The 23,793-nt window shown below is 72.5% G+C and carries 22 protein-coding genes; 13 read left to right on the forward strand and 9 right to left on the reverse strand.

Annotated features, from left to right (window positions below):
- Positions 1 to 13: 13 nt before the first annotated feature.
- The 5 genes from ABZX10_RS03645 (at position 14) to ABZX10_RS03665 (ending at position 5,450) form a co-directional block, all read left to right on the forward strand.
- Complete coding sequence (locus ABZX10_RS03645) at positions 14 to 382, forward strand: YraN family protein (RefSeq protein WP_355534612.1); 369 nt, start codon at positions 14 to 16, stop codon at positions 380 to 382.
- A complete protein-coding gene (locus ABZX10_RS03650; RefSeq protein ID WP_355534614.1) occupies positions 382 to 1,902 on the forward strand; it encodes a YifB family Mg chelatase-like AAA ATPase in 1,521 nt (506 codons plus the stop codon). The genes ABZX10_RS03645 and ABZX10_RS03650 overlap by 1 nt, the downstream gene beginning before the upstream one ends.
- Complete coding sequence (gene dprA / locus ABZX10_RS03655; RefSeq protein WP_355534616.1) at positions 1,899 to 3,047, forward strand: DNA-processing protein DprA; 1,149 nt, start codon at positions 1,899 to 1,901, stop codon at positions 3,045 to 3,047. The genes ABZX10_RS03650 and dprA overlap by 4 nt, the downstream gene beginning before the upstream one ends.
- A gap of 130 nt (positions 3,048 to 3,177) precedes the next feature.
- The gene (locus ABZX10_RS03660; RefSeq protein ID WP_355534618.1) at positions 3,178 to 4,464 is read left to right on the forward strand and encodes an MFS transporter; all 1,287 of its coding nucleotides are present in this window, start codon (positions 3,178 to 3,180) and stop codon (positions 4,462 to 4,464) included.
- An 89-nt stretch (positions 4,465 to 4,553) separates the two neighbouring features.
- Positions 4,554 to 5,450, forward strand: coding sequence for a tyrosine recombinase XerC (locus ABZX10_RS03665; RefSeq protein WP_355534620.1), 897 nt, complete (start codon positions 4,554 to 4,556; stop codon positions 5,448 to 5,450).
- A gap of 4 nt (positions 5,451 to 5,454) precedes the next feature.
- Here ABZX10_RS03665 and zwf read toward each other — a convergent pair whose 3' ends face one another.
- The 6 genes from zwf to ABZX10_RS03695 form a co-directional block, all read right to left on the reverse strand.
- Positions 5,455 to 6,960, reverse strand: coding sequence for a glucose-6-phosphate dehydrogenase (zwf, locus tag ABZX10_RS03670; protein WP_355534853.1), 1,506 nt, complete (start codon positions 6,958 to 6,960; stop codon positions 5,455 to 5,457).
- 145 nt (positions 6,961 to 7,105) lie between these two features.
- Complete coding sequence (locus ABZX10_RS03675; protein WP_355534622.1) at positions 7,106 to 7,618, reverse strand: M23 family metallopeptidase; 513 nt, start codon at positions 7,616 to 7,618, stop codon at positions 7,106 to 7,108.
- Between the two features lie 176 nt (positions 7,619 to 7,794).
- Positions 7,795 to 8,868 (reverse strand): M48 family metallopeptidase, encoded by a 1,074-nt coding sequence (locus tag ABZX10_RS03680; protein WP_355534624.1) that lies wholly within the window; start codon positions 8,866 to 8,868, stop codon positions 7,795 to 7,797.
- Between the two features lie 10 nt (positions 8,869 to 8,878).
- Positions 8,879 to 10,078, reverse strand: a complete 1,200-nt coding sequence (locus ABZX10_RS03685) for a multidrug effflux MFS transporter (RefSeq protein ID WP_355534626.1) — start codon at positions 10,076 to 10,078, stop codon at positions 8,879 to 8,881.
- A gap of 3 nt (positions 10,079 to 10,081) precedes the next feature.
- Positions 10,082 to 12,190 carry a hypothetical protein gene (locus tag ABZX10_RS03690; protein WP_355534628.1) on the reverse strand — a complete coding sequence of 703 codons (2,109 nt, stop codon included), beginning with the start codon at positions 12,188 to 12,190 and terminating at the stop codon, positions 10,082 to 10,084.
- A gap of 12 nt (positions 12,191 to 12,202) precedes the next feature.
- A complete protein-coding gene (locus ABZX10_RS03695) occupies positions 12,203 to 13,882 on the reverse strand; it encodes an Hsp70 family protein (RefSeq protein WP_355534630.1) in 1,680 nt (559 codons plus the stop codon).
- Between the two features lie 43 nt (positions 13,883 to 13,925).
- Here ABZX10_RS03695 and grpE point away from each other — a divergent pair, with 43 nt between their 5' ends.
- Together grpE and ABZX10_RS03705 are read left to right on the forward strand one after the other, a co-directional pair.
- Entirely contained in the window at positions 13,926 to 14,444 is a 519-nt protein-coding gene (grpE, locus tag ABZX10_RS03700; RefSeq protein WP_355534632.1) for a nucleotide exchange factor GrpE, read from the forward strand.
- A 43-nt stretch (positions 14,445 to 14,487) separates the two neighbouring features.
- The gene (locus ABZX10_RS03705; RefSeq protein ID WP_355534634.1) at positions 14,488 to 15,858 is read left to right on the forward strand and encodes a dicarboxylate/amino acid:cation symporter; all 1,371 of its coding nucleotides are present in this window, start codon (positions 14,488 to 14,490) and stop codon (positions 15,856 to 15,858) included.
- Here ABZX10_RS03705 and ABZX10_RS03710 read toward each other — a convergent pair.
- A complete protein-coding gene (locus tag ABZX10_RS03710; RefSeq protein ID WP_355534636.1) occupies positions 15,777 to 16,754 on the reverse strand; it encodes a zinc-binding alcohol dehydrogenase family protein in 978 nt (325 codons plus the stop codon). The genes ABZX10_RS03705 and ABZX10_RS03710 overlap by 82 nt on opposite strands.
- Before the next feature lie 58 nt (positions 16,755 to 16,812).
- Here ABZX10_RS03710 and ABZX10_RS03715 point away from each other — a divergent pair, with 58 nt between their 5' ends.
- Complete coding sequence (locus tag ABZX10_RS03715) at positions 16,813 to 17,442, forward strand: TetR/AcrR family transcriptional regulator C-terminal domain-containing protein (protein ID WP_355534638.1); 630 nt, start codon at positions 16,813 to 16,815, stop codon at positions 17,440 to 17,442.
- On the opposite strand, the gene ABZX10_RS03720 is transcribed toward ABZX10_RS03715, so the two are convergent.
- Together ABZX10_RS03720 and ABZX10_RS03725 are read right to left on the reverse strand one after the other, a co-directional pair.
- The gene (locus ABZX10_RS03720) at positions 17,431 to 18,237 is read right to left on the reverse strand and encodes an alpha/beta fold hydrolase (protein ID WP_355534640.1); all 807 of its coding nucleotides are present in this window, start codon (positions 18,235 to 18,237) and stop codon (positions 17,431 to 17,433) included. The two genes, ABZX10_RS03715 and ABZX10_RS03720, sit on opposite strands and share 12 nt — an antisense overlap.
- 20 nt (positions 18,238 to 18,257) lie before the next feature.
- A complete protein-coding gene (locus ABZX10_RS03725) occupies positions 18,258 to 19,742 on the reverse strand; it encodes a carboxylesterase family protein (RefSeq protein WP_355534642.1) in 1,485 nt (494 codons plus the stop codon).
- A gap of 93 nt (positions 19,743 to 19,835) precedes the next feature.
- Here ABZX10_RS03725 and ABZX10_RS03730 point away from each other — a divergent pair, with 93 nt between their 5' ends.
- From ABZX10_RS03730 to ABZX10_RS03750, 5 genes are all read left to right on the forward strand, one after another.
- Entirely contained in the window at positions 19,836 to 20,432 is a 597-nt protein-coding gene (locus ABZX10_RS03730) for a TetR/AcrR family transcriptional regulator (RefSeq protein ID WP_355534644.1), read from the forward strand.
- Positions 20,433 to 20,717: 285 nt separating this feature from the next.
- A complete protein-coding gene (gene rpsB, locus ABZX10_RS03735; protein ID WP_168545867.1) occupies positions 20,718 to 21,572 on the forward strand; it encodes a 30S ribosomal protein S2 in 855 nt (284 codons plus the stop codon).
- Positions 21,573 to 21,617: 45 nt separating this feature from the next.
- The gene (tsf, locus tag ABZX10_RS03740) at positions 21,618 to 22,442 is read left to right on the forward strand and encodes a translation elongation factor Ts (protein ID WP_355534647.1); all 825 of its coding nucleotides are present in this window, start codon (positions 21,618 to 21,620) and stop codon (positions 22,440 to 22,442) included.
- Positions 22,443 to 22,635: 193 nt separating this feature from the next.
- Positions 22,636 to 23,031 (forward strand): VOC family protein, encoded by a 396-nt coding sequence (locus ABZX10_RS03745; protein WP_355534649.1) that lies wholly within the window; start codon positions 22,636 to 22,638, stop codon positions 23,029 to 23,031.
- A complete protein-coding gene (locus ABZX10_RS03750) occupies positions 23,028 to 23,789 on the forward strand; it encodes a helix-turn-helix domain-containing protein (RefSeq protein ID WP_355534651.1) in 762 nt (253 codons plus the stop codon). Before ABZX10_RS03745 ends, ABZX10_RS03750 begins: the two co-directional genes overlap by 4 nt.
- Positions 23,790 to 23,793 lie beyond the last annotated feature (4 nt).

Here is a 23,793-nt window from a genome sequence, read left to right on the forward strand (position 1 = left end):
GCATGATCGGCGCATGGGGAACAACGAGGTGGGGCGCGCCGGTGAGGACGTGGTCTGTCGATTCCTGACGGACCGCGGCTGGACGGTACTGGCCCGGAACTGGCGGTACTCGGGCGGAGGGCTGCGCGGCGAGCTGGACGTGATCGCCCGCGCGCCCGACGGCCTGCTGGCGATCGTGGAGGTGAAGACGCGGACGGGGACGGCGTTCGGCACGGGTTTCGACGCGGTGACGCCGCGCAAGGTCGCGCAACTGCGCGCCCTGACCTCGCGGTGGCTCGCCGAGACGGAGGGTGCGTTCGCGCAGGTCCGCATCGACGTGGCCGCCGTCTTCACGCCGCCGGGCGGACCGGTGACACTCGAGTACCGCGCCGGGGTCGCGTGATGTCCGCGCTGAGCAAGGTGCATTCCGTCGCCATCACGGGGGTGGACGGTGCCGTGGTCGAGATCGAGGGCTGCATCGGGCCGGGTCTGCCCGCCGTGCACCTGGTGGGCCTGCCCGACACGGTGCTCAAGGAGTCCCGCGACCGGATCCGGGCGGCCGTGGTCAACATCGGCATCCGGTTCCCGGACACCCGGGTCACGGTGGCACTTTCGCCGGCGACTCTGCCGAAAGTGGGCTCTGTGTACGACCTTCCGTTGGCCGTCGCGATCCTGCTCGCCGCGGAGCGCGTGCCCATCGGTCGGCTCGACGGTGCCGTTCTACTCGGGGAGCTGGCGCTCGACGGCCGGGTCCGGCCGGTCCGCGGGGTGCTGCCCGCGGTGCTGGCGGCCAAGGAGTCGGGCTTCTCCCGTGCGGTCGTGCCGCTGTCGAATCTCGACGAGGCGGGGCTCGTGGACGGCATCGAGGTGCTCGGCGCCGCGCACCTCGCGGACGTCGTCGCGTGGCTCGAGGGGGAGGGTGTACTCGCCGAGCCCGGTCCACTCGTCGTCGACGATGTGGATCCGACGGTGGCGGACCTGGCCGATGTGGTGGCGCAGCCGGAGGCGAAGTTCGCGCTCGAGGTCGCCGCTGCGGGCGCGCATCACATCATGATGACGGGGCCGCCCGGGATCGGGAAGACGATGCTCGCGTCCCGACTGCCGGGCATCCTGCCCCCGCTCGGGCGCAGAGAGGCACTGGAGGTGAGCGCGATCCACTCGATCGCCGGCGACCTTCCGGCCGATCGGCCGCTGATCACCGTGCCGCCCTTCGTCGCGCCGCACCAGACCTCGACGGTGAGCGCGCTCGTCGGCGGCGGCAGCGGGCTGGCCCGGCCCGGTGCGGTCTCGCTCGCTCATCGTGGCGTGCTGTTCCTCGACGAGTGCGCCGAGATGGGGCCCAAATCCCTGGAGGCACTGCGCACGCCGCTGGAGGAGGGGCAGATCCGCCTCGCTCGGCGCGACGGCGTGGTGAAGTACCCGTCCCGGTTCCTACTGGTGATGGCGGCCAATCCCTGCCCGTGTGCTCCCGCGCGGGACAACGACTGCACGTGCACGGCGACGGTCCGCCGGCGCTACCTGGGCAGGCTGTCCGGACCGCTACTGGATCGGGTGGACCTATGGGTGCGGATGGAACCGCCCACCACCGGTGCGCTCCACGCGGAGGACACCGCGGAGGAGCCCAGCGCCGTGGTGCGCGAGCGCGTACGCACGGCGCGCGAGGCGGCTGCGTCACGGTGGGCCGGCGAGGGCTGGTTGACCAATTCCGAGGTGCCGGGAGTGGTGCTGCGCCGGCGATTCCGGCTGCCCGCGAAGGCGCTGCGCCCATTGGAGACCTATCTGCGGCAGGGGAAGGTCACCGCGAGGGGCGCGGACCGTTCGCTGCGGCTGGCGTGGACGCTCGCGGACCTGCAGGGCCTGGACCGGCCCGGTGAGAGCGAAGTGGGGCTGGCACTGCAGTTCCGGGAGAAGGGGTGGACATGAACGACGACGTCCGACGCGCGTGGGCGTACCTGAGCCGGGTGGCGGAGCCGCCGTGCGGTCCGCTGGTCGCGCTGATCGATCTCGTGGGTGCCGCGGAGGCCGCGCAGATGGTGCGGCGGCGGGAGTTCCCCGAGGGCTTCGAGGCGGTCGCCGACGCGACAGCGGGGCGCGCTGCAGCCGATCGAGCCGCCGCCGATCTCGAACACGTCGCGCACCTCGGCGGCCGGCTGGTGACCCCCGACGACGAGGAGTGGCCCGAGCAGTCCCTGCGGCGGCTCGCCGAGCGCCACCCGTCGGAGGACACCGAGCACGAGGATGAGGTCCGCGAGCTGCGTCCGGTCGCGCTGTGGGCGGTGGGTCGCGGCCGGCTCGACGAGTTGCTGGAGCGATCGGTGGCGATGGTGGGCACGCGCGCACCGTCGACCTACGGGGAGCGGGTGACCGACGAGTTCGCCGGTGACCTGTCGGCGGAGGGTTTCACGATCGTCTCCGGCGGCGCCTACGGGATCGACGGTGCCGCCCACCGCGCCGCGCTCGCGGCGGAGGGGCGCACGATCGCCTTCGTCGCCGGCGGCCTCGACCGGCCGTATCCGGCGGGCCACGCCGGGTTGTTCCGGCGGATAGCCGAGGCGGGCGTCGTGGTGTCCGAGTACCCGCCGGGAACGGTGCCCGGCCGGCATCGGTTCCTGAACCGGAACCGGATCGTCGGCACCGCGACCGGGGGAGTCGTGGTGGTGGAGGCCGGCTTCCGGTCGGGGACGCGCAACACCGCTACGTGGGCGGGGCGGCGGGGCATCCCGGTCTGCGCCGTCCCGGGACCGGTCACAGCGGCCACCTCGGTGACCTGCCACCAGTTGATCCGGGACGGCGCGACATTGGTCAGCAGGTCTAGCGAGGTGATCGAGGAGGTCGGCCGGATCGGCGAACTCGCCCTCGAACTCGAGGTCCCCGAGCGACCGACGGACGGCCTCGACGGGCCCGCGCTGCGGGTGCACGACGCGCTGCCCGCGAAGTCCGGACTGCCGGTGTCCGAGATCGCCTCCATCGCAGGGCTTCCCGCACGGGCGGTGATGATGCAGCTGGCCGTGCTCGAGACGAAGGGCCTCATCCGCCGCGATGGAGCGCTCTGGCGGCTGGCGAACTAGGTAGGCGCCGGACGGAAGGCGCGGCCGTGCCATGAGGAAGGGGCCACGGGCGGGCGGCTTGTCGATTCGTGACCGATGCCGAGTCGGCCGCCTCGGGCGAACGGTGCCGCCGACTCGGTATCGTTCTTCCGTGACCGAGCCCCTGGTGAGCGCATCGCGCGACGAGCGCCCGCAGCGACGGACCCAGATCCTCACCGGCGCGGTGGGGCACCTCGTCGAGTACTTCGACTGGAGCGCGTACTCGTTCCTGGCGATCTACTTCTCCCGGCAGTTCTTCCCCGGCGGCGCGGACTCGGTCGTGCCGCTGCTGGCGACCTTCGGCGTGTTCGCGGTGGGCTTCCTCGTGCGTCCCGTGGGTGGCGTGCTGATGGGCCGGCTCGCCGATCGCTTCGGGCGTAGACCGGTGCTCGCCGGCGGTGTCGCGCTGATGGGGCTGGGCAGCCTCCTCATCGGGCTCGCGCCGACGTACCAGCAGGTGGGCCTCCTGGCGCCGGTCATCCTGACGGTGGCGCGCTTGATCCAGGGCCTGTCGACCGGGGGCGAGCTGTCGACGGCCACGGCGTTCCTCGTCGAGTCCGCCCCCGCGGACCGTCGCGGCACCTACGGCAGCATCACGAACGTCAGCTCCAGCCTGGGCAAGGTCCTGTGCCTGCTCGCGATCACCCTGCTCGTCCGTTCCGTCGGTGCCGGAGCGATGGCGGACTGGGCGTGGCGGGTGCCCTTCCTCATCGGCGCGGTGCTCGCCGTCGTCGCGTGGTGGATCCGGCGCAGCGCGGACGAGACCCTCGAACCGGCTCGCGAGCGGCCCGCGGCGAACCCGTACCGGGAGATCCTGACCGACCATCGGGGCGCGTTCTGGCGGGCCCTCGTCCTGGCATCCGTCACCGCGGCGGTGTTCTACACGTGGAGTACGTACGTGCCCACCTGGGCGATCCTCACCGCCGGCCTGGACAAGGCCGACGCGGTGACGATCTCGGCGATCGCGTTCGTGGTCTACGGCCTGGTCCAGATCCCGCTCGGCCGGCTGTCCGACCGGATCGGGCGAAAGCCGTTGATGTACGCCTTCCTGGTGGCCGGCGCGGTCTGCACCGTCCCCCTGTTCCTCACGATCAGCGCCGAGCCCGCGGTCGTTCTCGCGGTGCAGAGCACGGGGATGGCGATCACGGCGCTGATGATGGCGTGCCTCGGCACGGCGCTCGCGGAGATGTTCCCCGCCCACATCCGCGTCCTCGGCACCGGAACGGCGTTCGCGCTGGCGACCGCGGTCTTCGGCGGCACGGTCCCGGCGATCGGCACGGCGCTGCACGGCAAGGGCCTCGACCTCGCCTTTCCGATCTACCTCGTCGTTCTGCAACTCGTCGCCCTCCCGGTGGTCCGACGGTGTGGGGAGACCGCCCACGCGCCCCTGCCCGATTGAACACTGTTACCGACGGTGAAACCGCAGGTCAGAATGTTCGTAACAGTGTTCAATCGGGGACGGGGGCGGAGGGGTCCTACGCTGGTGCCATGAGTGATGCGCTGGCGGAGTACGAGACGTATCTGCGTCTCGAGCGCGGGCGCAGTGCGAACACCGTGCGCGCGTACCTCGCCGACCTCACCGCGCTCCTGTCGTTCGCCGGCGAGCGGGGGGTGACGGCGGACCGTCTGGACCTGGCGACCCTGCGCGCCTGGCTGGGGGAGCGGGCGGCGTCCGGTGCCGCCCGCACCACGCTGGCCCGGCAGGCGTCCTCGGCGCGGACCTACACCGCCTGGGCCGCCCGCCGCGGGCTGCTACCGGAGGACCCGGGAACCCGGCTCAAGGCCCCGCGCGCGCACCGCACGCTGCCCGCGGTCCTCTCCTCCGACGATGCCGCCCGGGCGCTGCGCAACGCGGCCTCGGGTGCGGCCGAGGGCGACCCGATCGCGGTGCGGGACCTCGCGATCGCGGAGCTGTTGTACGCCACTGGGATCCGCGTCAGCGAGCTGTGCGGGCTCGACCTCGGCTCGGTCGACCACGGGCGGCGCGTGCTCAGCGTGATCGGCAAGGGCGACAAGGAGCGGACGGTGCCCTTCGGCGCGCCCGCCGCCGCGGCCCTGTGCAGGTGGCTCGACGAGGCCCGGCCCGGCCTGGTCGGCGCGCGCTCGGGCGACGCACTGTTCCTCGGGGCGCGCGGCGGACGGCTCGACCCGCGGCAGGCGCGCACCGTCGTGCACGAGATCACGGCGTCCGTGCCGGGCGGGCGCGAGGTGGCACCGCACGGGCTCCGGCACACCGCCGCCACCCACCTGCTCGACGGTGGCGCGGACCTGCGCGTCGTGCAGGAACTGCTGGGCCACTCGTCGCTCGCCACCACGCAGCTGTACACGCACGTGAGCGTGGCCCGGCTCCGGGCGGCGCACGAGCAGGCCCACCCGCGCGCGTGAGGCCCTAGTCGCGCCAGCTGCGCTCGAAGGGCAGGCGCCAGGCGTTCGGGGCGATGAGCTGGTGGATCGAGTTCGGGCCCCACGAACCGGGCTCGTACTGGCGCACGGGCGGCGGGTCGTCGAGCAGCGGGATCGACCGCTCCCACAGGGATTCGATGCCCTCGGCGGTGGTGAAGAGGGTGTGGTCGCCGTTGATCGCGTCGAGGATGAGCCGCTCGTAGGCCTCGAGCACGTCGTCGGCCTGCTCGGTGTCCTCGGTGGAGAACTGCATCGACAGCTTCGACAGGCGCATGCCCGGTCCGGGGCGCTTGCCGTAGAACGACAGCGACACCTTGGACTCGTCGGCGAGGTCGAAGGTCAGGTGGTCCGGGCCCTGCTGGCCGATGCCCGAGCCGGCCGGGAACATCGACTTGGGCGCCTCTTTGAAGGCGATGGAGATGATCCGCATGCCCTGCGCCAACTTCTTGCCGGTGCGCAGGTAGAAGGGCACGCCGGCCCAGCGCCAGTTGTCGATCCGCGCCTTGAGCGCGATGAAGGTCTCGGTGTCGGACTCCGGGTCGACGCCCTCCTCCTGGCGGTACCCGGCGTACTGGCCGCGGATCACGTCCTCGGGCCGGATCGGCTCCAGCGAGCGGAAGACCTTGTTCTTCTCCTCGGAGATCGCGCGCGGCTCCAGCGCCGTCGGCGGCTCCATCGCGACGAAGGCCATGACCTGGAACAGGTGCGTGACCACCATGTCCTTGTACGCGCCGGTGGGCTCGTAGAACGCGGCGCGCGCGTCGAGGCCCAGCGACTCGGGGATGTCGATCTGGACATGATCGATGAAGTTGCGGTTCCAGATCGGCTCGAACAGGCCGTTGGCGAACCGGAACGCGAGGATGTTCTGCGCCGCCTCCTTGCCGAGGAAGTGGTCGATCCGGAAGATCTGCTTCTCCTTGAAGGTCCTGTGCACCTCGTCGTTGAGGGCCAGCGCGGATTCCAGGTCCTCGCCGAAGGGCTTCTCCATGACCACGCGCGAACGGTCGACGAGGCCGGCCTCGTTCAGGGTCGCGATCACCTTCGTGGCGGCCTTGGGCGGCACACTGAGGTAGTAGAGGCGACGCACCCGCGCGGGATCGCCGTGCTCGTCGGTGTCGGCGAGCACCTTCTCCTCCGCCGCCACCTTCGCGGCCAGCGCCTCGGGTCCGGCGGAGGTGTTCACGTAGGACAGCTTGGGCGCGAACAACTCCCACTGCGCGTCCGTGAGCTTGCGGTTGCCGAGTTCGTCGATCGCCTTCTTCGCGAAGGCGCGGAACTCCTCGTCCGTCATGTCGTCGAGACTGGTCCCGATCACCCGCATGTCCGGCGCGAGCCCGGACACCGCGAGATAGCCCAGGCCGCACAGCAGCTTGCGCCGCGACAGGTCGCCGGTGGCGCCGAACAGAACCACGAGGGTCGGGTCGTCCTGCGAGGCCCTCCGGGAGCGGCGCGCCGATCCGCTCGGGTAGGCGATGGTCTGCGCCTCCGCCAGGCGTTCCGCGTTCGTCTCACCGTCGCCCGCGTCCGACGGTGCGCTGTCCGGGGTCTGTTCGTCCGTCACGGGACCATCGTCGCACTCCCACCCCGCGTGCGCCGTGTTCGGCGGTCCTCTCGGCGGGGCCGCGCCGCCCGTGTCGTCATGCACGGCCGGCGTCCGGGAGCAGCCGCACCGGCGCCGCGCCGACGAGCAGCAGCGGGTTGAAGTACTCCGCGGCGTGACCCGCGCCCCGTCGCAGGCCCCAATGCAGGCAGGCACTGACCGGACAGCCCTCGTGCCCCGCGGCGATGCGGCCGAGCGCGGTGCCCGTGCCGACCTCCTCGCCCTCGCGCACGAGCGGACCGTCGATCGGCTCGTAGGTGGTGAGCAGACCGTTCGGGTGCAGTACCGAGACGACGACCCGGTCGTCGACGCGTCCGACGTGGTTCACCCTGCCCGCGCCTGCGGCGTACACCACCTGCCCCGGGGCCGCGGCGAGGTCGGCCCCGCGGTGCCCGGGCTGCCACCGCTTCTGGGGATTCGCGAACGGCCGCGCCACCGCGGGCCTCGGGTCCAGGGGCCAGTCGTAGTCGCGCGCCATCGCCGACGGTGCGCCCGCGCCGGCGAGCAGCACGGCAAGGGCGGCCGAGGACGTTCGGGTGACGGTGCGCATGCCCCGACGATGCCGCACGGCACCGTCGGGAATCGGGCGGGACGTGCCTGCCTGTGGAGGAAAGCCGGTTATCCACAGGCGCACGGTGTACAGGTCTTTCGGACCGTGGTCCGCAGGCCTCGGGGAGTACCATGCGACCCATGCCCCTGAGCGTGCTCGCCCCGCCGGCCTGAGCTCTACTCCGAGCCGGTGCCGTCCTGCTTGCTCTGGGAGTTGCGGCGCCACTCGTCGATCTTGCGGCTCATGCCGGTGGCGACGTCCGTGACGCCCTGCCCGACGGTGTTCACGGCGGACGAGCCGAAGTCGCGGAGCGTGGTGATCAGCGGGTCCGCCGAGGCGTCGAAGCCCTCCTTGTAACCGCGCGCCGCGGTGCGGAATTCGTCTGCGGCGCTGGCCTTGTCGTCGTCGGCCCGCTGCGGGTACGCGCCGCCCACGATACGCCCGTAGTCGCCGCGCTCGACCCACCGGTTCAGGTCTGCGGCGCGCAACACCGAGAACGGGTGCGACTGCAGCTCCAGATTGAGCAGCTTGAGCACGCCGTCGCGCAGGTCGCCGGTGCGCTCGTACTCGGCCGCCTGGGCCAGGAAGCGCTGGGTGTCCATGTCGGACAACCGGGTGCCGCCCGCGGTCTTCATGTGCACGCGCATCGCGACATCGGGGTCCTGGACGCAGAGCAGGCCCGCCCGGTCGCCGGAGAGCTCGGACTTGCGCTGCCACTCCATGAGCGCCGCGACGATCGCGCGCAGCGCCCAGCCGCCGATCGGGACCCAGCCGAAGCTGCCCGCCAGCCGCAGCAGGTGCATCAGCATCGTGCGGTACACCGCGTGCCCGGACAGCGCGTGCCCGAGCTCGTGGCCCACGACGAACCGCTGCTCCTCCTCGTCGAGCAGTTCGAGCAGGCCCGTGTTGATCACGATGAAGGGCCGGTCCATCCCGATGGTCATCGCGTTGACCGTCGGGTCCTGGACGACGTACAGCTCGGGCGTCGACGAGGCGTCCAGCACGCGCACGCAGTCGGTGAGCAGGTCGTTGAGGTGCGGGAACTGGCGGTCGTCCACGCGGACGCCGGAGGCGAGGAACAGCAGCCGGTGCTGGCGCTCGCGCAGCAGCGAGGAGATCGCCTTGAGCACCGTGTCGAAGCCCTTGAGGTTGCGCAGTGCGACGAGCGCCGCGCGGTCGGCCGGGTGCTCCCATGCGCGTGTGCTGATTCCCGGTAGTGAGCGATAGCTTCGAGACACTGAATCGGTCATGTGTCCCACGCTACCGTCGGGCGGTTGGCGCTCGCTTGGCCACGACGAAGGACACCGCGGCGCCCACCGCGCACAAGACCATCACCGCGCCCAGGACCACGGGGTTCCCGCCGATCCCGGCGAACAGCGCCGCGACGCCGCCGAGCACCATGCGCGCCGCGCCGAGCGCCGCCGACGCCGTGCCGGCGAGCGAGCCATGGTCGTCGAGGGCGAGCGCGGCCACCGTCGGCATCACCAGGCCGAGGCTCGACACCGTGACGAACAGTGACGCGATCACCAGCGGCGGATGCCCGAGCGAGAGGGTGATGAGCGAGGAGACGGCGCCCACGACCATGCCCGCGAGGCCGATCCGCACGAGGCTCGCCACCGGTACCCGCCCGACCAGCCGGCCGCCGATCAGGTTGGTGGCGAGCAGGCCCAGCGCATTGACCGCGAACACCACGCTGAACGCCGACTCCGAGTAGCCGTAGTGGCTCTGGAACACGAACGCCGAGGTGGAGATGTAGGCGAACATCGCCGCGAAGGCGAGTCCGCCCGTCAGCGTCAACGCGACGAACCGACGATCGCGCGCCAGCGATGCGAAGCCGTTGGCCACGGACGCCCAGCCCACCGGTCGACGGTCCGCCTCCGGGAGGGTCTCCGGCACCTTCGCCGCGGCGATCGCGAGCAGCGCCACGCCGAGCACCGCGAGCACCACGAACAGGCCGCGCCAGTCGGTGAACCGGAGCAGCTGCGAACCGGCGAGCGGCGCGATGATCGGCGCCACGCCGCCCACCGCCATCAGGGCCGCGATCATCCGGGCGGCGGCGACACCGTCGAACATGTCCCGGACGATCGCCAGGCTGAGCACGATCCCCGCGGCGCCCGCCAAGCCCTGGAGCAGGCGCGCGGCGTCCAGCAGGTACACCGACGGTGCCACGGCGCACAGCAGCGAGCTGACGACGAACAGCGCCATCCCGACGACCATCGGCCGGCGTCGTCCGATGGAGTCCGACAGCGGCCCCACGAACACCTGCCCGAGGGCGAGGCCGATGAGGCACGCGGTGAGCGTGGCCTGGATCGCGGGCTGCGAGGCGCCCAGGTCGGCGGCGGCGGCCGGGAGAGCGGGGAGGTAGAGGTCGGTCGTGATGGGACCGAACGCCGACAGCGAGCCCAGGATGAGGGCGAGCCGCACGTTCCCCTTCTGTGCGCGGGAGGCGGATTCTGACACCCGTCAATCCAACCGCAGGTGCGCGCTCTCCGCGAAATCCGGGGCGAGCACGAGGGTTCCGTCCGGCCCGCGCCGGCAGGCGGCGACCGCGAGGTGCGCGGGCCGCGCCAGGTCCGCGGGCAGCGCCGCGCCACCGTCGATCTGATAGCGCGTGTTGGTGACCTTCCAGGACCGTGCCGTCGGGTCGGTGGGGGAGCGCGGCGGTCCCGCGACCCGCGCGGCGATGTACACCTCCGTGATCTCGGGCGGCCAGTCGAAGGTCAGGCGTCCCCCCGCCAGCGCCACGTTGGTCACGGCGGGGAAGTCGTTCGGGGGCGCCGCCGGCGGTCCCGACGGTGCCCGTCGCGCCGGTGCCGGGGTGACGGGGACGGGCGGCGCCGCCTCGGCGCGGGGTGCGGCGCTCGATCGGGCCTCGTCGGAGGCGACGCCGTCGACGACCGCGATCACGGCGTAGGTCGGGACCGTGCGGCGCGGCGCGCCACCGTCCTCGAGCTCGGTGGCGCGGGTGCGCCCCACCACCTTCCACGCGCCGTCGGGCTGCTGCCGGCTCACCCGGTAGTCGGCGGCCGGGTGCGGCGAGGCCCAGGTGACGAGCACGGCACCGTCGACCTGGCGGGCCGTGACCGCCGTCGGCGCCGCGGGCCGGGCCGACGGTGCCGGCGTGGTGGCGGGAACGGGAGGCGGAGGGGCGACGGGGGCCGGCGCGGGGCCGCCGAGCGCGCGCTGCGCCTCGTCGATCGCGGTCGGGAGGTCGGGCTGGCCGGCCGGCGCGGGCGCGTCCACGGCGCGACGCTGCAGCTGCGCGAGCACGCGGGCGGCGTCGGCGTACCGTCGGTCCGCCCGCGCCGCGACGACCTCGCGCCAGAGGTCCGCGGCCTCGTCGAGCACGCGCTGCGCCTCGTCCGCGACCGCACGGACCTGCGTGGCCGCCGTGCCGTCGTCGAGGTCCCGGGCCTGCGCGGCGAGCCGGGCCGCCTCGGCGGGCCGACCCCGGCGCAGCGCGGCGCGGGCCGCCCGCAGTGGCGCCTCCCACGCCCGATCCCCGCCCGCCGGAACCGGATTCGGCGGTGCCGGCGGTGCCGGAGTGGGGTGCGCCTGTGCCGGCGCGGGTGCGGGCGGCGCGTGCCCGACGCCGCCGCCGTACTCGGCGGCCAGGTCGGCGAGCACCTGCTCGGCCACGGCGCGGTCGATGCCCAGGCGCACGCCCTCGTCGGCGAGGAACTCGTAGTCGGGGCCGACCAGCCTGTCCTCGATGAGGATCGCCGCGCGCACCTTCGGGCGCAGCGCCTCGGTCACGTCCTCGACAACGGCGCGCGCGTAGGCGTCGGCGAGGGGCCCGCCGGCGGCGAGCACGTCGCGCACGTGCACCACCAGCTCGTCGAGCACGGCCCGTAGGCGGCCGGGGGGCAGTTCTCGCGCCCGCCCGTGCAGGACGTCGGCGCGTTCCCGGATCTCCACCACGTCGTGGGCGTCGGCCGGACCGAGGCCGAGGAGGGCGAACAGGGTCGGGACGAACTCGTCGCGCAGGCCGCTCCACTCCGCGAGCAGCGCGCTGATCTGCGCGCGGCGCTGCGCGGTCAGGCCGGATGGCACCGGTGGTGTCGGGGCCGGCGCTGCGGTGTCGGGGAGCAGCCGGTGCCGCCGCAGGCGCTCGGCGACCTCGGCCGCGCTCAGCCCGCCGAGGGCGCCGATCTCCTCCAGCCCGGGCACCTTCTCGGCGGGCACGCCGCCGTAGCGCTCGACGAGCCGGGAGATCGCGGTGTCGAGGATCTCGTACCGGCCGGCGTCGCGCTGTTCCCGCGTCGTCCGCACCCGCTCGGCCTCGGCCCGACGGTCCGCCGCGCTCCGCAGCGGTGCGCTGCGCCGGTCGTGTTCGTCGACCAACTGCGCGACGAGGGTACGGTACTTGGGGTGGTCGCGCTGGCGCTGCCAGAAGCCCCACACGTCCTCGATCCGGACGGCGACCGCGGCGTCGGGGAGGTCGGCGGCCCCGTCGAGCGGGAGGTCGTAGAGCTCGAAGGCGTCCGAATGGTCGGGACCGCCGCGCTTGGCGACCTGCGCGAGGACGCGCTTGCGGTAGCCGTTGGGGTCGAAGGGCGGCAGCGAGGTCATGGCGTGCTCCGGTCAGTCCCGGCGGCGCGACCGCTGGACCTGGCCGAGCTCGCGCTCCACGTCGGCCTGCGAGAGCATCGCGCCCGTCTGCGCGGACAGCGTGAGCGGCATGTCCGCGTCCACATGGTGTGCCGTCACGTGCAGCACCCCGTCGAAGCCCATCTCGAAGGTGATGCGCACCTCGCTCCCCGCGGGGTAACCGGGCGGGATGTCGCGGATCGTGCCCTCCACCAGCAGTTTCGCGTCGGACAGGCGCGGGGAGGCGACCTGGCCCTGCTGCTCGACGACGGTGACCTCGATCTGCCGCTGGTCCTCGCGCATCGTGCCGAAGGAGCGCCGCACGCGCACCGGCAGCATCTGGTTGCGCTCCACGAGCCAGGTGACGCCCAGGTCGCCGCCGTCGCGCACCGCCAGAACACCGAAGCCGCGGGAGACGACGGTGTCCACCTGGATCTCCAGCATCCGGCGCACCAGCGAGACGGGCTGCGCGAAGGACGCCGCGACGCGCGCGATCGAGTTCTCCAGCTCGACCGCCGAGGCGTGCAGCGGGGGAGCACCGTCGGGCAGCAGCCCGCGGGTCACGAGGTCGGCCGCGACCAGCCGCTCCATCTCGAGCTTCTCGCCGTACAGGGCGGCGCCGCGGGCCACCGCGAGGTCGGGGTCGTGCAGCTCGCCGTCGAGACCGAGCTCCGCCCGCAGCGCGCCGGCCACCGCGGGCATCCGCGAGGACCCGCCCACCAGCAGCAGGCGGTCCACCTTCTGCACCCCGCGCTTGCGCGCCACCGCGAGGCAGTCGCGGGCCAGGCCGACGGTGCGCCGCAGCAGCGGCGCCGTCATCTCCTCCACCTCGACGCGGGTCAGCGGGACGACGGCGCGGGAACCGTCGTGCGAGACCACGACCTCCGTGCGGTCGGCGAACGTCAGCTCGTGCTTGGCCTGCTCCGCGGCCAGCAGCAGCGACTGCGAGCCCGCCGAGTCGTCGAGCGGGTCCTCCGCGTCGGGGTTCGCCTCGCAGAACCGCTGCGACAGGTGCAGCGCGATCCGCTCATCCCAGTCGGCGCCCCCGAGTTGGTGATCGCCCTCCACGGCCAGCACGGAGATGCGGCGGTCCGCGAGCTCGATGACGGTGGCGTCGAAGGTGCCGCCGCCGAGGTCGTACACGAGCACCGTCTCCCGCGGCGCGCCCTTGCCCAGGTCGAGGCCCCCGTCGAGGCGGCCGAAACCGTAGGACAGCGCCGCGGCGATGGGCTCGGAGAGGACGCCCGCCACGTCGAAGCCGGCGTACGCCCCCGCCTGCACGGTGGCCCGGCGCTCCTCGTCGCCGAAGTACGCCGGCACGGTGATGACGACCCGGCGCACGGGCTCGCCGCCGCTGAACTCGACATCGCCCGCGAGGCTCTTCAGGATCAGCGCCGAGACCGCCGGCGCCGACCAGGTGTCGCCGTGGGCGCGGAACCGCCACTGCGAGTCGCCCATCCGGCGCTTGACCAGGCTGCACACGTGTTCGGGGTCGAGCCGAGCCTGCCGCCGCGCGCCCTCGCCGACGAGGTGGTCGTAGGCGGATGCGAACAGCACCACCGACGGCACCGTCGTCTCGCCCCCGAGCCCCCTCATGATCTCCGGGCGACCGTCGACGCCGATGCGCGCGATCGCGGAATTGGTCGTGCCCAGGTCGATTCCGTACACCCCCATGGCGGCATATTAGCAGCGCAGAGGGCGCGTAGGGTGGGCGAGCATGAGCCCAGAGGACGCCGCGACCGAGGCCGTCGAGCACGCAGTCGACGGGGCCGAGACCGCCCGCGCGACGGAGCGCCGCCTCGAGGAGCGGGTCGAGGACCTGGCCCGCATCCTCGCCCGGCAGGCGGGGACCGTCGAACGGCTCGCGGACGCCGAGCAGGCCCGCGCGACCCGGGACCGGCTCGGCGCGGACCTGCCGCTCGTGGTCGACCTGTTCGCGCTCCTCGGCGACGTGGCGGCGTGCGCGCGGACCGCCGAGTCGGACCGCGAACGTGAGGCCTTCGAGGCCGTCGCCGGCCGGGTCGAGCGGTTGCTCGTCGGGAGGGGCGGCACCGTCGTCCTCCCGCGCGCGGGCGAGGCCTTCGACGCCGCGACCATGGAGGCCTCGGACACGGTGGAGACCGCCGAGCCGGACGAGGACCGCACCGTCGCCGAGGTCATCGCGCCCGGGCTCGGCGTGCCCGGCCGCTCCGTACGCCCGGCCCGGGTGGTGGTGCGAGTATTGCGCTCACGATGATTCCAGGGGAACGCGGCGCCGTCGCGCGGCGTTGCCGCTGTTCATGTCCTCCTCGACCATCGCGGCACCCTCGCGGGTCCCCGCACTGCTGAAGAACTTCGGCTTCCAGATCGTCGTCGGCCTGATCGCCGGCGTGCTCCTGGGCCTGCTCGCCCGCGCCATGGCGCCCGCTGCGGACGGCAACGTCAACTGGCTGATCGGCACTCTCAAGACCATCGGTTCCAGCTACGTCAAGCTGCTCACCGTCGCCGTCGTGCCGCTCGTCGTGACCGCGGTCATCGCGTCGATCGCGAACCTGCGCAACGTGACCAACGCGGCGCGGCTCGCGGGCAAGACGCTGCTGTGGTTCGCCATCACCGCCTTCATCTCCGTGATCATCGGCATCATCCTCGGCCTCGTGCTGCAGCCCGGCGCGCACACCACCGTGACCGGCGCGGGCAAGGCACCGTCGAGCACCGGGTCCTGGTGGGCCTTCCTGACCGGCCTGGTCCCGTCGAATTTCCTCGGCCTGCAGGCCAAGGCGTCCGACGGTGCCGTCTCGCTCAGCTTCAACGTGCTGCAGGTGCTCGTCGTTGCCGCCGCGATCGGCATCGCCGCGCTCAAGGTGGGGGACAAGGCCGCACCCTTCATCACCTTCAACGCCTCGCTGCTGGCGATCGTCCAGAAGGTGCTGTGGTGGATCATCCGGCTCGCGCCGATCGGCACCGCCGCGCTCATCGGCACCGCGGTCGCGACCTACGGCTGGGACGCGATCGGCTCGCTCGGCGTGTTCACCGGGGCGATCTACCTGGGCCTGTTCCTCGTCGGCTTCGTTGTGTACCCGCTGATCATCAAGGCGCACGGGCTTTCGGTGAAGCAGTTCTTCAGCGGCGTCTGGCCGGCCGCGCAGCTGGGCTTCGTCTCGCGCAGCTCGATCGGCACCCTGCCCGTCACGGAGCGGGTCACGGAGCGCAACCTGGGCGTCCCCCGGGAGTACGCGTCGTTCGCGGTGCCGCTCGGCGCCACCACGAAGATGGACGGCTGCGCGGCGATCTACCCCGCGATCGCGGCGATCTTCGTGGCGCAGTTCTTCCACGTGCCGCTCGGGTTCACCGACTACCTGCTCATCGTCATCGTCTCGGTGATCGGTTCCGCCGCGACCGCGGGCACCACCGGCGCGACCGTCATGCTCACCCTCACGCTGTCCACGCTCGGGCTGCCGCTCGCGGGCGTGGGCCTGCTGCTGGCCGTCGAGCCGATCGTGGACATGGGCCGCACCGCGCTCAACGTGACCGGCCAGGCGCTGATCCCGACCATCGTCGCGAAGCAGGAGGGCATCCTCGACCTCGACGCCTACAACGCGCAGCGTACGGACGTGTACGCGGACGAGTCCGCCGATTCCGATGCGGCGGAGCGGGTTCCCGCTACAGCGTGAGAACGACCCGTCGGCCCGCGGTGTCCTTTTCGCCAGATCTCGGCGACGGACTCCGCGGGCACGGCGGTGACGTCGATCTCGATCCCCAACTCCACGATCGCCTCGAGGATGTTCGGTCGCGCCGCGATCACCTCGTCGGCAGTGAACGAGCCGAAGCCGCTGCCGAGCAGCCGGATGTCGGTCGAGCGCAGCAGTGCCCCGGGTAGCGCGATCTCCGCGCCCGCCATCGTGCCGATCTGGACGAACTCGGCCGGCCCGCGCTTCTCCAGCGCCGCCAGCGTCAGCTCCGCGGGGCGGCCCCACAGGTAGTCGACCACCACGTCGATCTTCTCCGCGCGCAGCGCCTCCGCGATCTCCGCCTCCGGTGCGCCGAGGTCGATCACGGCGTCGGCGCCCACGGTCGCCAGCACCGCGGTGTTGCGGCCCGCCGCGATCACGCGGGCGCCCAGGTGCCGGGCGACGGCGACCGCGGGGCGCCCGGAGCCGCCCGTCGCGCCCAGGACCAGCACCGTCCGTCCGGGCCGGACCCGAGCGCGGACCGTCATCGCCATCCACGACGACATGACCGCGTTCATCGCGGCGGCCGCCTGCAGGTCGTCGAGCGCGTCCGGAACCTCGACGAGGGCTTCCTCGGGCACCGTCACCGTCTGCGCCGCGGTGCCGGGCACCGAGAGGTAGACGCGCCGACCGTCCTCGGTGACCCCCACCCCGTCGACCCCGATGACGAAACCCGGGCTCGCGGGGGAGACGTAGTGCCGGCCGTCCGCGACGGCCCGCGCCAGGTTGTGCAGCGGGACGGCCCGCATGGCGACGGTGACGAGGCCGGGCCCGCCGGCCGGCTCGGGGGCGTCCACCCAGATCGGGGTGTCGGCGTAGGTGGCGATGGCGGCCTTCATAGCAATCTCCTTAACTGCGTTAAATCGACATTGAGCTTAACATTGTTAAGCTGTGCGCGTGGGATTGAATCGGGCGGATGTGGTCACCGCGGCGCTGGCCGTCCTCGACGAGGTGGGCGTCGAGGGTCTCACGCTGCGCCGGATCGCCGACCGGCTCGAGGTCAAGGCGCCCGCCCTCTACTGGCACGTCGCGTCCAAGGGCGACCTGATCGACGAGATGGCCACCGAGCTCATGCGGCGCGCACTGCCCGTCGGGCCGCCCGCCGCAGACTGGCGCGCCGAGCTGCTCGACGGTGCCCGGCGGCTGCGGTCCGTCCTGCGCGCCCACACCGACGGTGCCCGGGTGTTCAGCGGGTCGAAGTTCACCGACGTCGATGTCGTCCGCGCCCGCGAGCGGCCCCTGCGCGTGCTGGTCGACGCCGGATTCGCGGTGCGCGACGCCGCGCTCGCGATGTCCACGCTGCGCGACCTCGTCGTCGGTTTCGTCATCGAGGAGCAGGAGGTCTTCGGGCCCGACGGTGCGCCCCTGCCGGGCTACGACCCGGATGCTCGGGCCGCGGCCGTCGGCGCACAGGAGTACCCGCTCGCGGCGCAGGCTGGACCGACGGCGTGGGGTCCGCCCGACGAGCGGTTCGACGACGCCGTCCGATTCCTCCTCGACGGCCTCGCCGCGCGGCTACCCGGCTGAGGCCCACAGCGCGCGCAGTGCGACGTTCACCGCGCCCGGGTGCTGGGTGTGCGGGTAGTACCCGGGGACGCGCAGTCGCCGGGCGCCGATCCGCGCCGCCACCGCTTCTGCGCAGGCCAGCAGCGGTTCGCCCGCGTACATCCGGTACTCCTCGGGCGCGTCGTCCCAGGTCCCGGTGATGACGAGCGAGGGCCATGGCGCGGCGGCCAGAGGTGCCAGCGGTGGGTCCGATTCCCACACCGGCCGCTCGCGCATCGACGTCCGGACCGCTCGGAGCCGCTCCGGCGTGGGCGCGGGCATCGTCATCCCCATCCCCTCCGTCGAGACGCGGAGGAACTCGGCGGGGTCGATCTCCGGACGCGGGGCGGTGGCCGCGTCGACTCGGGTCAGCAGGGTGCGTACCGCCGGATGGTCCGCGGCGGCCCGCAGTGCCGACGGCTGGATCAGCGCGAGCGAGCGGACGGCGTCCGGCCGCAGTGCCGCGGCCAGCATGGCGGCGAGTCCGCCGTTCGAGTGCCCGACGAGGTGCGCCCCGGCCGGCTGCGCGTCGAGGAGCTCGACGAGGTCCTCGGCGTCGACCTCGACATCACTGCGGGCGGTGTCGGGCGAGCGTCCGTAGCCGCGCCGGTCCATCAGGAGCAGGGGCCTGTCGTCGGCCAGGGAGCGCTGCGCGACGAAACCGTAGGCGTCGTCGTCGCCCCAGGTGAAGACGCCGTGCACGAAGAGCGCGGGCACGGCGTCCCGGCGGCCGGGATCGGCGGGCGACCACACGGTGACGTGGACGGGCTCGCGCATGCGGCGTCTCCTCGGGCCGGTCAGTGCGACGGGATCGGCGCGAAGGGCGCGGGCGGGCGGCCGTGCCACAGCCGGCGCGACGGCTCCTCGGGATAGGGCGCCGTCGTCGACGGGTCGTCGAGGAGGCGGGTGCTCCGGCGTTCGGCGTCGAAGCGCCGCCAACCCGGATCGCCGGTGGCGCAGAACCGCGCCCACGCTCCGAGCAGCTCGTTCGACAGCGCACGGACCGCGGGCGCGGGATCGTCGCCGAAGAACATGCGGCCCGTCGGGCAGTCCAGCGTCCCGAAGGCGAGCGGGACGTCGATGCTGTGGCAAGCGCCGTACACCTCGGTCTCCCAGCGGATCTCGAACAGGAACGTGGTGCCGCCGGCCGCCGCGTTCGCCTCCGCGAGCAGCACGGACGGCATGCGGAAGGTGGCGTCGGAGGAGACGATCTCCATTATCTGCTCCGTAGTCGCGTCCGGGTACGCCGCGCGGTAGTCGACGGGGTCGCCGGGAGCGAAGGCCGCCAGCGCCCGGGCCGCATCCGCCTCGGTGAAGGTGTCGCGCACTCCCATCATGACGCTGAACAGGCGGAACTCGTCGCGCATGTGCCCGGTGAGCAGGTGGATGCCCGCGGCATTCCCGTCGGCCAAGGACTCCCACGGGGTCTGTGGCAGCAGATCCTCGCCGATGACCGGGCAGACGACGATCCCCAGCTGCGAGAGGCGGCCCCATCGATCGCGATGCGCCGGCGCGTCGAGGCAGAGGGCCGTCACCTCGTCGGCCAGGTGCTGCGGTGCGACCTCGGCGAACCCGGCCGCAGTCGGTGCGACGCCCAGGCGCTCCGCGAGCGCGGCGGTGACCTCCTGCGCCAACTCCGGCGTGATGTGCAGGCCGGGGACCGAATGCGTGATGGCCCTGCGGAACAGCGGACGGGCGCGGGGGATCGCGAGCAGTGCGGCGACCGAGCCCGCGCCGCCCGATGTGCCCGCGATCGTGATCGTGTCGGGGTCGCCGCCGAAGGCGGCGATGTTCCGCCGGACCCACTCGAGAGCGGCGATCTGGTCCAGCAGGCCCCGGTTCGACGGTGCGCCGTCGAGCAGCGCGAAGCCCTCGGCGCCCATCCGACACTGGACGCTCACGACGACCAGGCCCTCGGCCGCGAGCGCGGACGGATCGAACATGGGATCCGCCGCCGTCCCCGCCATGTAGCCGCCGCAGCAGATCCACACCAGGACGGGCAGTCGCGATCGTCCGGGATCCGGGGCGCACACGTTGACGGTGAGCCAGTTCGCGTCGTCCGAGGTCTCCGCCTGTGTGGGGCCGGACTGTGGCGGCGGAGGGCCGAAGTCGACCGCCGACCGCACGCCGTCCCAGTGGGGGACCGGAGCCGGGGCGGCGAAGCGCAACGCCCCGACGGGCGGCTGTGCGTACGGAATGCCGCGGAAGGTCGCTGTACCGCTGCCGCGGTACCGGCCCTCGACGACGCCCTCCGCCGTACGGACGCGGGGATGTTCGCGCATCTTCGTCACCTCTTGTCGTGGCGCGGTGCCCGGCCGCCGTCTTCAGCCAGTTGTATTATTTCAAGTGTATGAGAACCGTCAAGGGGGGCTGAGGTGCCGAAACAGGTCGATCACCGGGAGCGTCGCGAGGCGATCGCCCGCGCGTTGTGGCGCGTGGTGGGCACCGCGGGCGTGCAGCGTCTGAGCCTGCGGGAGGTGGCGAAGGAGGCCGGGATGTCGCACGGTCAGCTGCAGCACTACTTCGGCTCCCGGCAGGAGATGCTCGGCTTCGCCATGGATTTCGCCGCGGAGCGGAGCGCAGCGCGGGTCGCGCAGGGCCTGGAACGCCTCGGCGCGGACCCTCATCCGCGCGACGTGCTGCGCCTGGTGCTCGTCGAGATGCTGCCGCTGCACCCGGATTCGCGGGCGACCAGTCGGATGAACGCCGCCTACGTCCTCGAGGCGCTGCACGACGAGGCGATCCGCGCCCGGACCCGCGACGGCTTGTCGCGGGGTCGCGCGCAGGTCGAGCAGCTCGTCCGGGCCGCGATCGCCGACGGTCGCATCGCGGCGGACCGTGCACCGTCGACGGAGACGGACCGGCTGCTGGCGCTGACCGGCCTGACGCCCCTGCTGGAGCTGCGGGTCATCGAGTCGGGGGACGCCCTCGCCGCGATCGACCGGCACCTCGAGGACCTGTTCACGACCTGACGGGTCGGCTTCCGGGCGGGTCCGGACGGCACCGTCGACCTGCGGTTCCGTGACGATTTCGCTGGTCGTCCGGACCGGCGTACACTTGCTTCTGCACTCCGTCCAGATGGCGGAGTGACTACGCGTGTTCCCCAGGCGCCGCTCGCGGCGCGCCGTGCAGCGCGGTCTCCTTCTCGAAGGAGTGCAGCGCGGCGGAACACCAGGACACCGCGCACCGTCCGGCCCGCTGAACTGCGGGAACCGGTCGTCGCGGCGTGGACAACTGCAACGTGAGAAAGAGGCATCATGGCTGTCGTAACCATGAAGCAGCTGCTGGACAGCGGCGCGCACTTCGGTCATCAGACCCGTCGGTGGAACCCGAAGATGAAGCGCTTCATCTTCACCGACCGCAACGGCATCTACATCATCGATCTGCAGCAGACGCTGACCTACATCGACAAGGCCTACGAGTTCGTCAAGGAGACCGTCGCCCACGGTGGCACCGTCCTCTTCGTCGGCACCAAGAAGCAGGCCCAGGAGTCGATCGCCGAAGAGGCCACCCGCGTCGGCATGCCCTACGTGAACCAGCGCTGGCTGGGCGGCATGCTCACCAACTTCCAGACGGTCCACAAGCGCCTTCAGCGGATGAAGGAGCTGGAGACCATGGAGCAGACCGGTGGCTTCGAGGGTCGCACCAAGAAGGAAATCCTCATGCTCACGCGCGAGAAGAACAAGCTCGAGCGCACCCTCGGCGGCATCCGCGACATGGCCAAGGTCCCGTCGGCCATCTGGGTCGTGGACACCAACAAGGAGCACATCGCCGTCGGCGAGGCCCGCAAGCTGGGCATCCCGGTCATCGCGATCCTCGACACCAACTGCGATCCCGACCTCGTCGACTACCCGATCCCGGGTAACGACGACGCCATTCGGTCTGCTGCGCTGCTCACGAAGGTCGTGGCTTCGGCCGTGGCCGAGGGCGTGCAGGCCCGCGCCGGTGTCGCCACCGGCGATGCCAAGCCCGAGGCCGGCGCCGGCGAGCCCCTCGCCGAGTGGGAGCAGGAGCTGCTCGAGTCGGCCACCGTCGCCGCCGAGGCCCCCGCTGCCGAGGCCGCGGCGACCGAGGCTCCGGCCGAGGCGCCCACCGAGACCCCGGAAGCCTGATCGGCCTCCGGTCGCTCTTCCCTACAACGCTAAGGAGCCGCATTAATGGCGAACTACACCGCCGCTGACGTCAAGCGTCTCCGCGACCTCACCGGGTCGGGGATGATGGACTGCAAGAACGCGCTCACCGAGACCGACGGCGATTTCGACAAGGCCGTCGAGGTGCTGCGCATCAAGGGCGCGAAGGACGTCGGCAAGCGCGCCGGTCGTTCCACCGCCGAGGGCCTCGTGGCCGCCAAGGGCGGCGTGCTCATCGAGCTCAACTCCGAGACCGACTTCGTGGCGAAGAACGCGGAGTTCCAGGAGCTGGCCGATGCGATCGTCGCGGCCGCCGCCGCGTCGGACGCCGCCACCGTCGAGGCCGTTCTCGAGCTGCCGCTCGAGGGCGAGACCGTCGCGTCGCGCATCGAGGCCGCGTCGGCCAAGCTGGGCGAGAAGCTCGTGCTGCGTCGCATCGCGCGCTACGACGGCCCCGTCGCCGTCTACCTGCACAAGCGCAGCTCGGACCTGCCGCCCGCCGTGGGCGTGCTGGTCTCGTTCGCGGGCGAGGGTGACACCGCTGCTGAGGCCGCTCGCGGCGCCGGCATGCAGGTCGCTGCGCTCAAGGCGAAGTACGCCAGCCGGGACGAGGTTCCCGCCGACGTCATCGAGAACGAGCGTCGCATCGCCGAGGAGACCGCGCGTGCCGAGGGCAAGCCGGAGCAGGCGCTGTCGAAGATCGTCGAGGGCAAGACCGTGGCCTACTACAAGGACACCGTTCTTCCCGACCAGCCGTCGGTGACCGACAGCAAGAAGTCGGTCCAGCAGGTGCTGGACGAGGCCGGTGCGAAGGTCCTCGCCTTCACCCGCTTCGAGGTCGGCCAGGAGTAACTCCGGTAGTCCCCGCGTACGAGGCCCGCACCGATGCAGTCGGTGCGGGCCTCGCCGTTTGTCGGCCCTTGCGATTGAACACCGTTACTGCCCGCCGCGACCTGCACGTTCGCCGTTGGTAACAGTGTTCAATTGGGGCGGTGTGCGGAAATCTTCAAGCCCGACGGTGCCGTCGGCTGCCAGTCTTGAAGGCATGAACACGACACGCAAGGACACGAACATCTGGCCCGGACTCACCTACGACGACGCGCTCGCGGCGCGGGAGTGGTTGCGCCGCCTCGGCTTCGAGGAAGGGGTCCTCGTCGAAGGGGACGCCGACGGTGAGGTCGTCCACTCCGAGATGCTGTGGCCCGACGGCGGCCGCGTCATGGTCCACTCCGCCGCCAAACAGGACACCACCTTCTCCACTCCGCGCGGCAGCGGCAGCGTCTACGTGGTCGTCACCGACCCCGACGCCGTCTTCGCTCGGGCACAGGAGCTCGGCGCCCGCCTGGTGCGGGAGATGCGCGAGGAGGACTATGGGTCGCGAGGCTTCTCCATCGCCGACCCGGAGGGCAACACGTGGAGTTTCGGTACCTACGCGGGGTGAGCGGCCCCGGGATCGCCCGGGCCGCCGCGTACGACATCAGCGGCGTCGTCCCGGGCACCCACCTCGCCGTGCCCTCGCCGACGCTCACGATGATCATCGACCTCGGGCACGGCCTGGACCTGACGGGGCCGGGCCTGCCCGGGCGCACGACCTTCCGCCTGTGCCTCTCGGGCATGCACCCGACGCCGTACCTGGTCCACCACGACGGCCTGCAGCGCGGCGTGCAGGTGGACGTGCGGCCCAGCCTCGTCCGGGCCCTCACCGGCGCCCCGGCGGCCGAACTCGGGGGAGAGGCCGTCGAACTCGACGACCTCCGCCCGGGCCTCGCAGCGGAGCTGTACGGCCGCGTCGCGGCGGCGGCGGACGCGCAGCGTGAGGCCGTCGCGGCGACGGTGCTCGCCGGCCACGCGGTCTCGGACCGCGAGGTGCAGCCGGACGCCGCCGCGGCGTGGTCGTACCTCGCGGCCCGCAGCGGCGCGGTCACCGTCGCCGAGCTGACCGAGCGGTCCGGCTGGTCCGCCCGCTACCTGGCGATGAAGTTCACCGCCGAGTTTGGCATGGGGATCAAGCAGGCGGCGCGGCTGATGCGCTTCGACGCCGCGCGGCGCGAGCTCGAGGCGGGAATCCCCGCGGCGGACGTCGCGGTGCGCCGCGGCTACGCCGACCAGGCGCACCTGAGTCGCGACGTGCGCTCCTTCCTGGGCCTGTCACCGTCGGCCTACCTCGTGCGTCGACGGACCGAGTTCACGCCTGTGTAGTCTC

The organism is Tsukamurella sp. NPDC003166 (genome assembly GCF_040611135.1).
In the GTDB taxonomy this organism is placed as follows: Bacteria; Actinomycetota; Actinomycetes; order Mycobacteriales; family Mycobacteriaceae; genus Tsukamurella.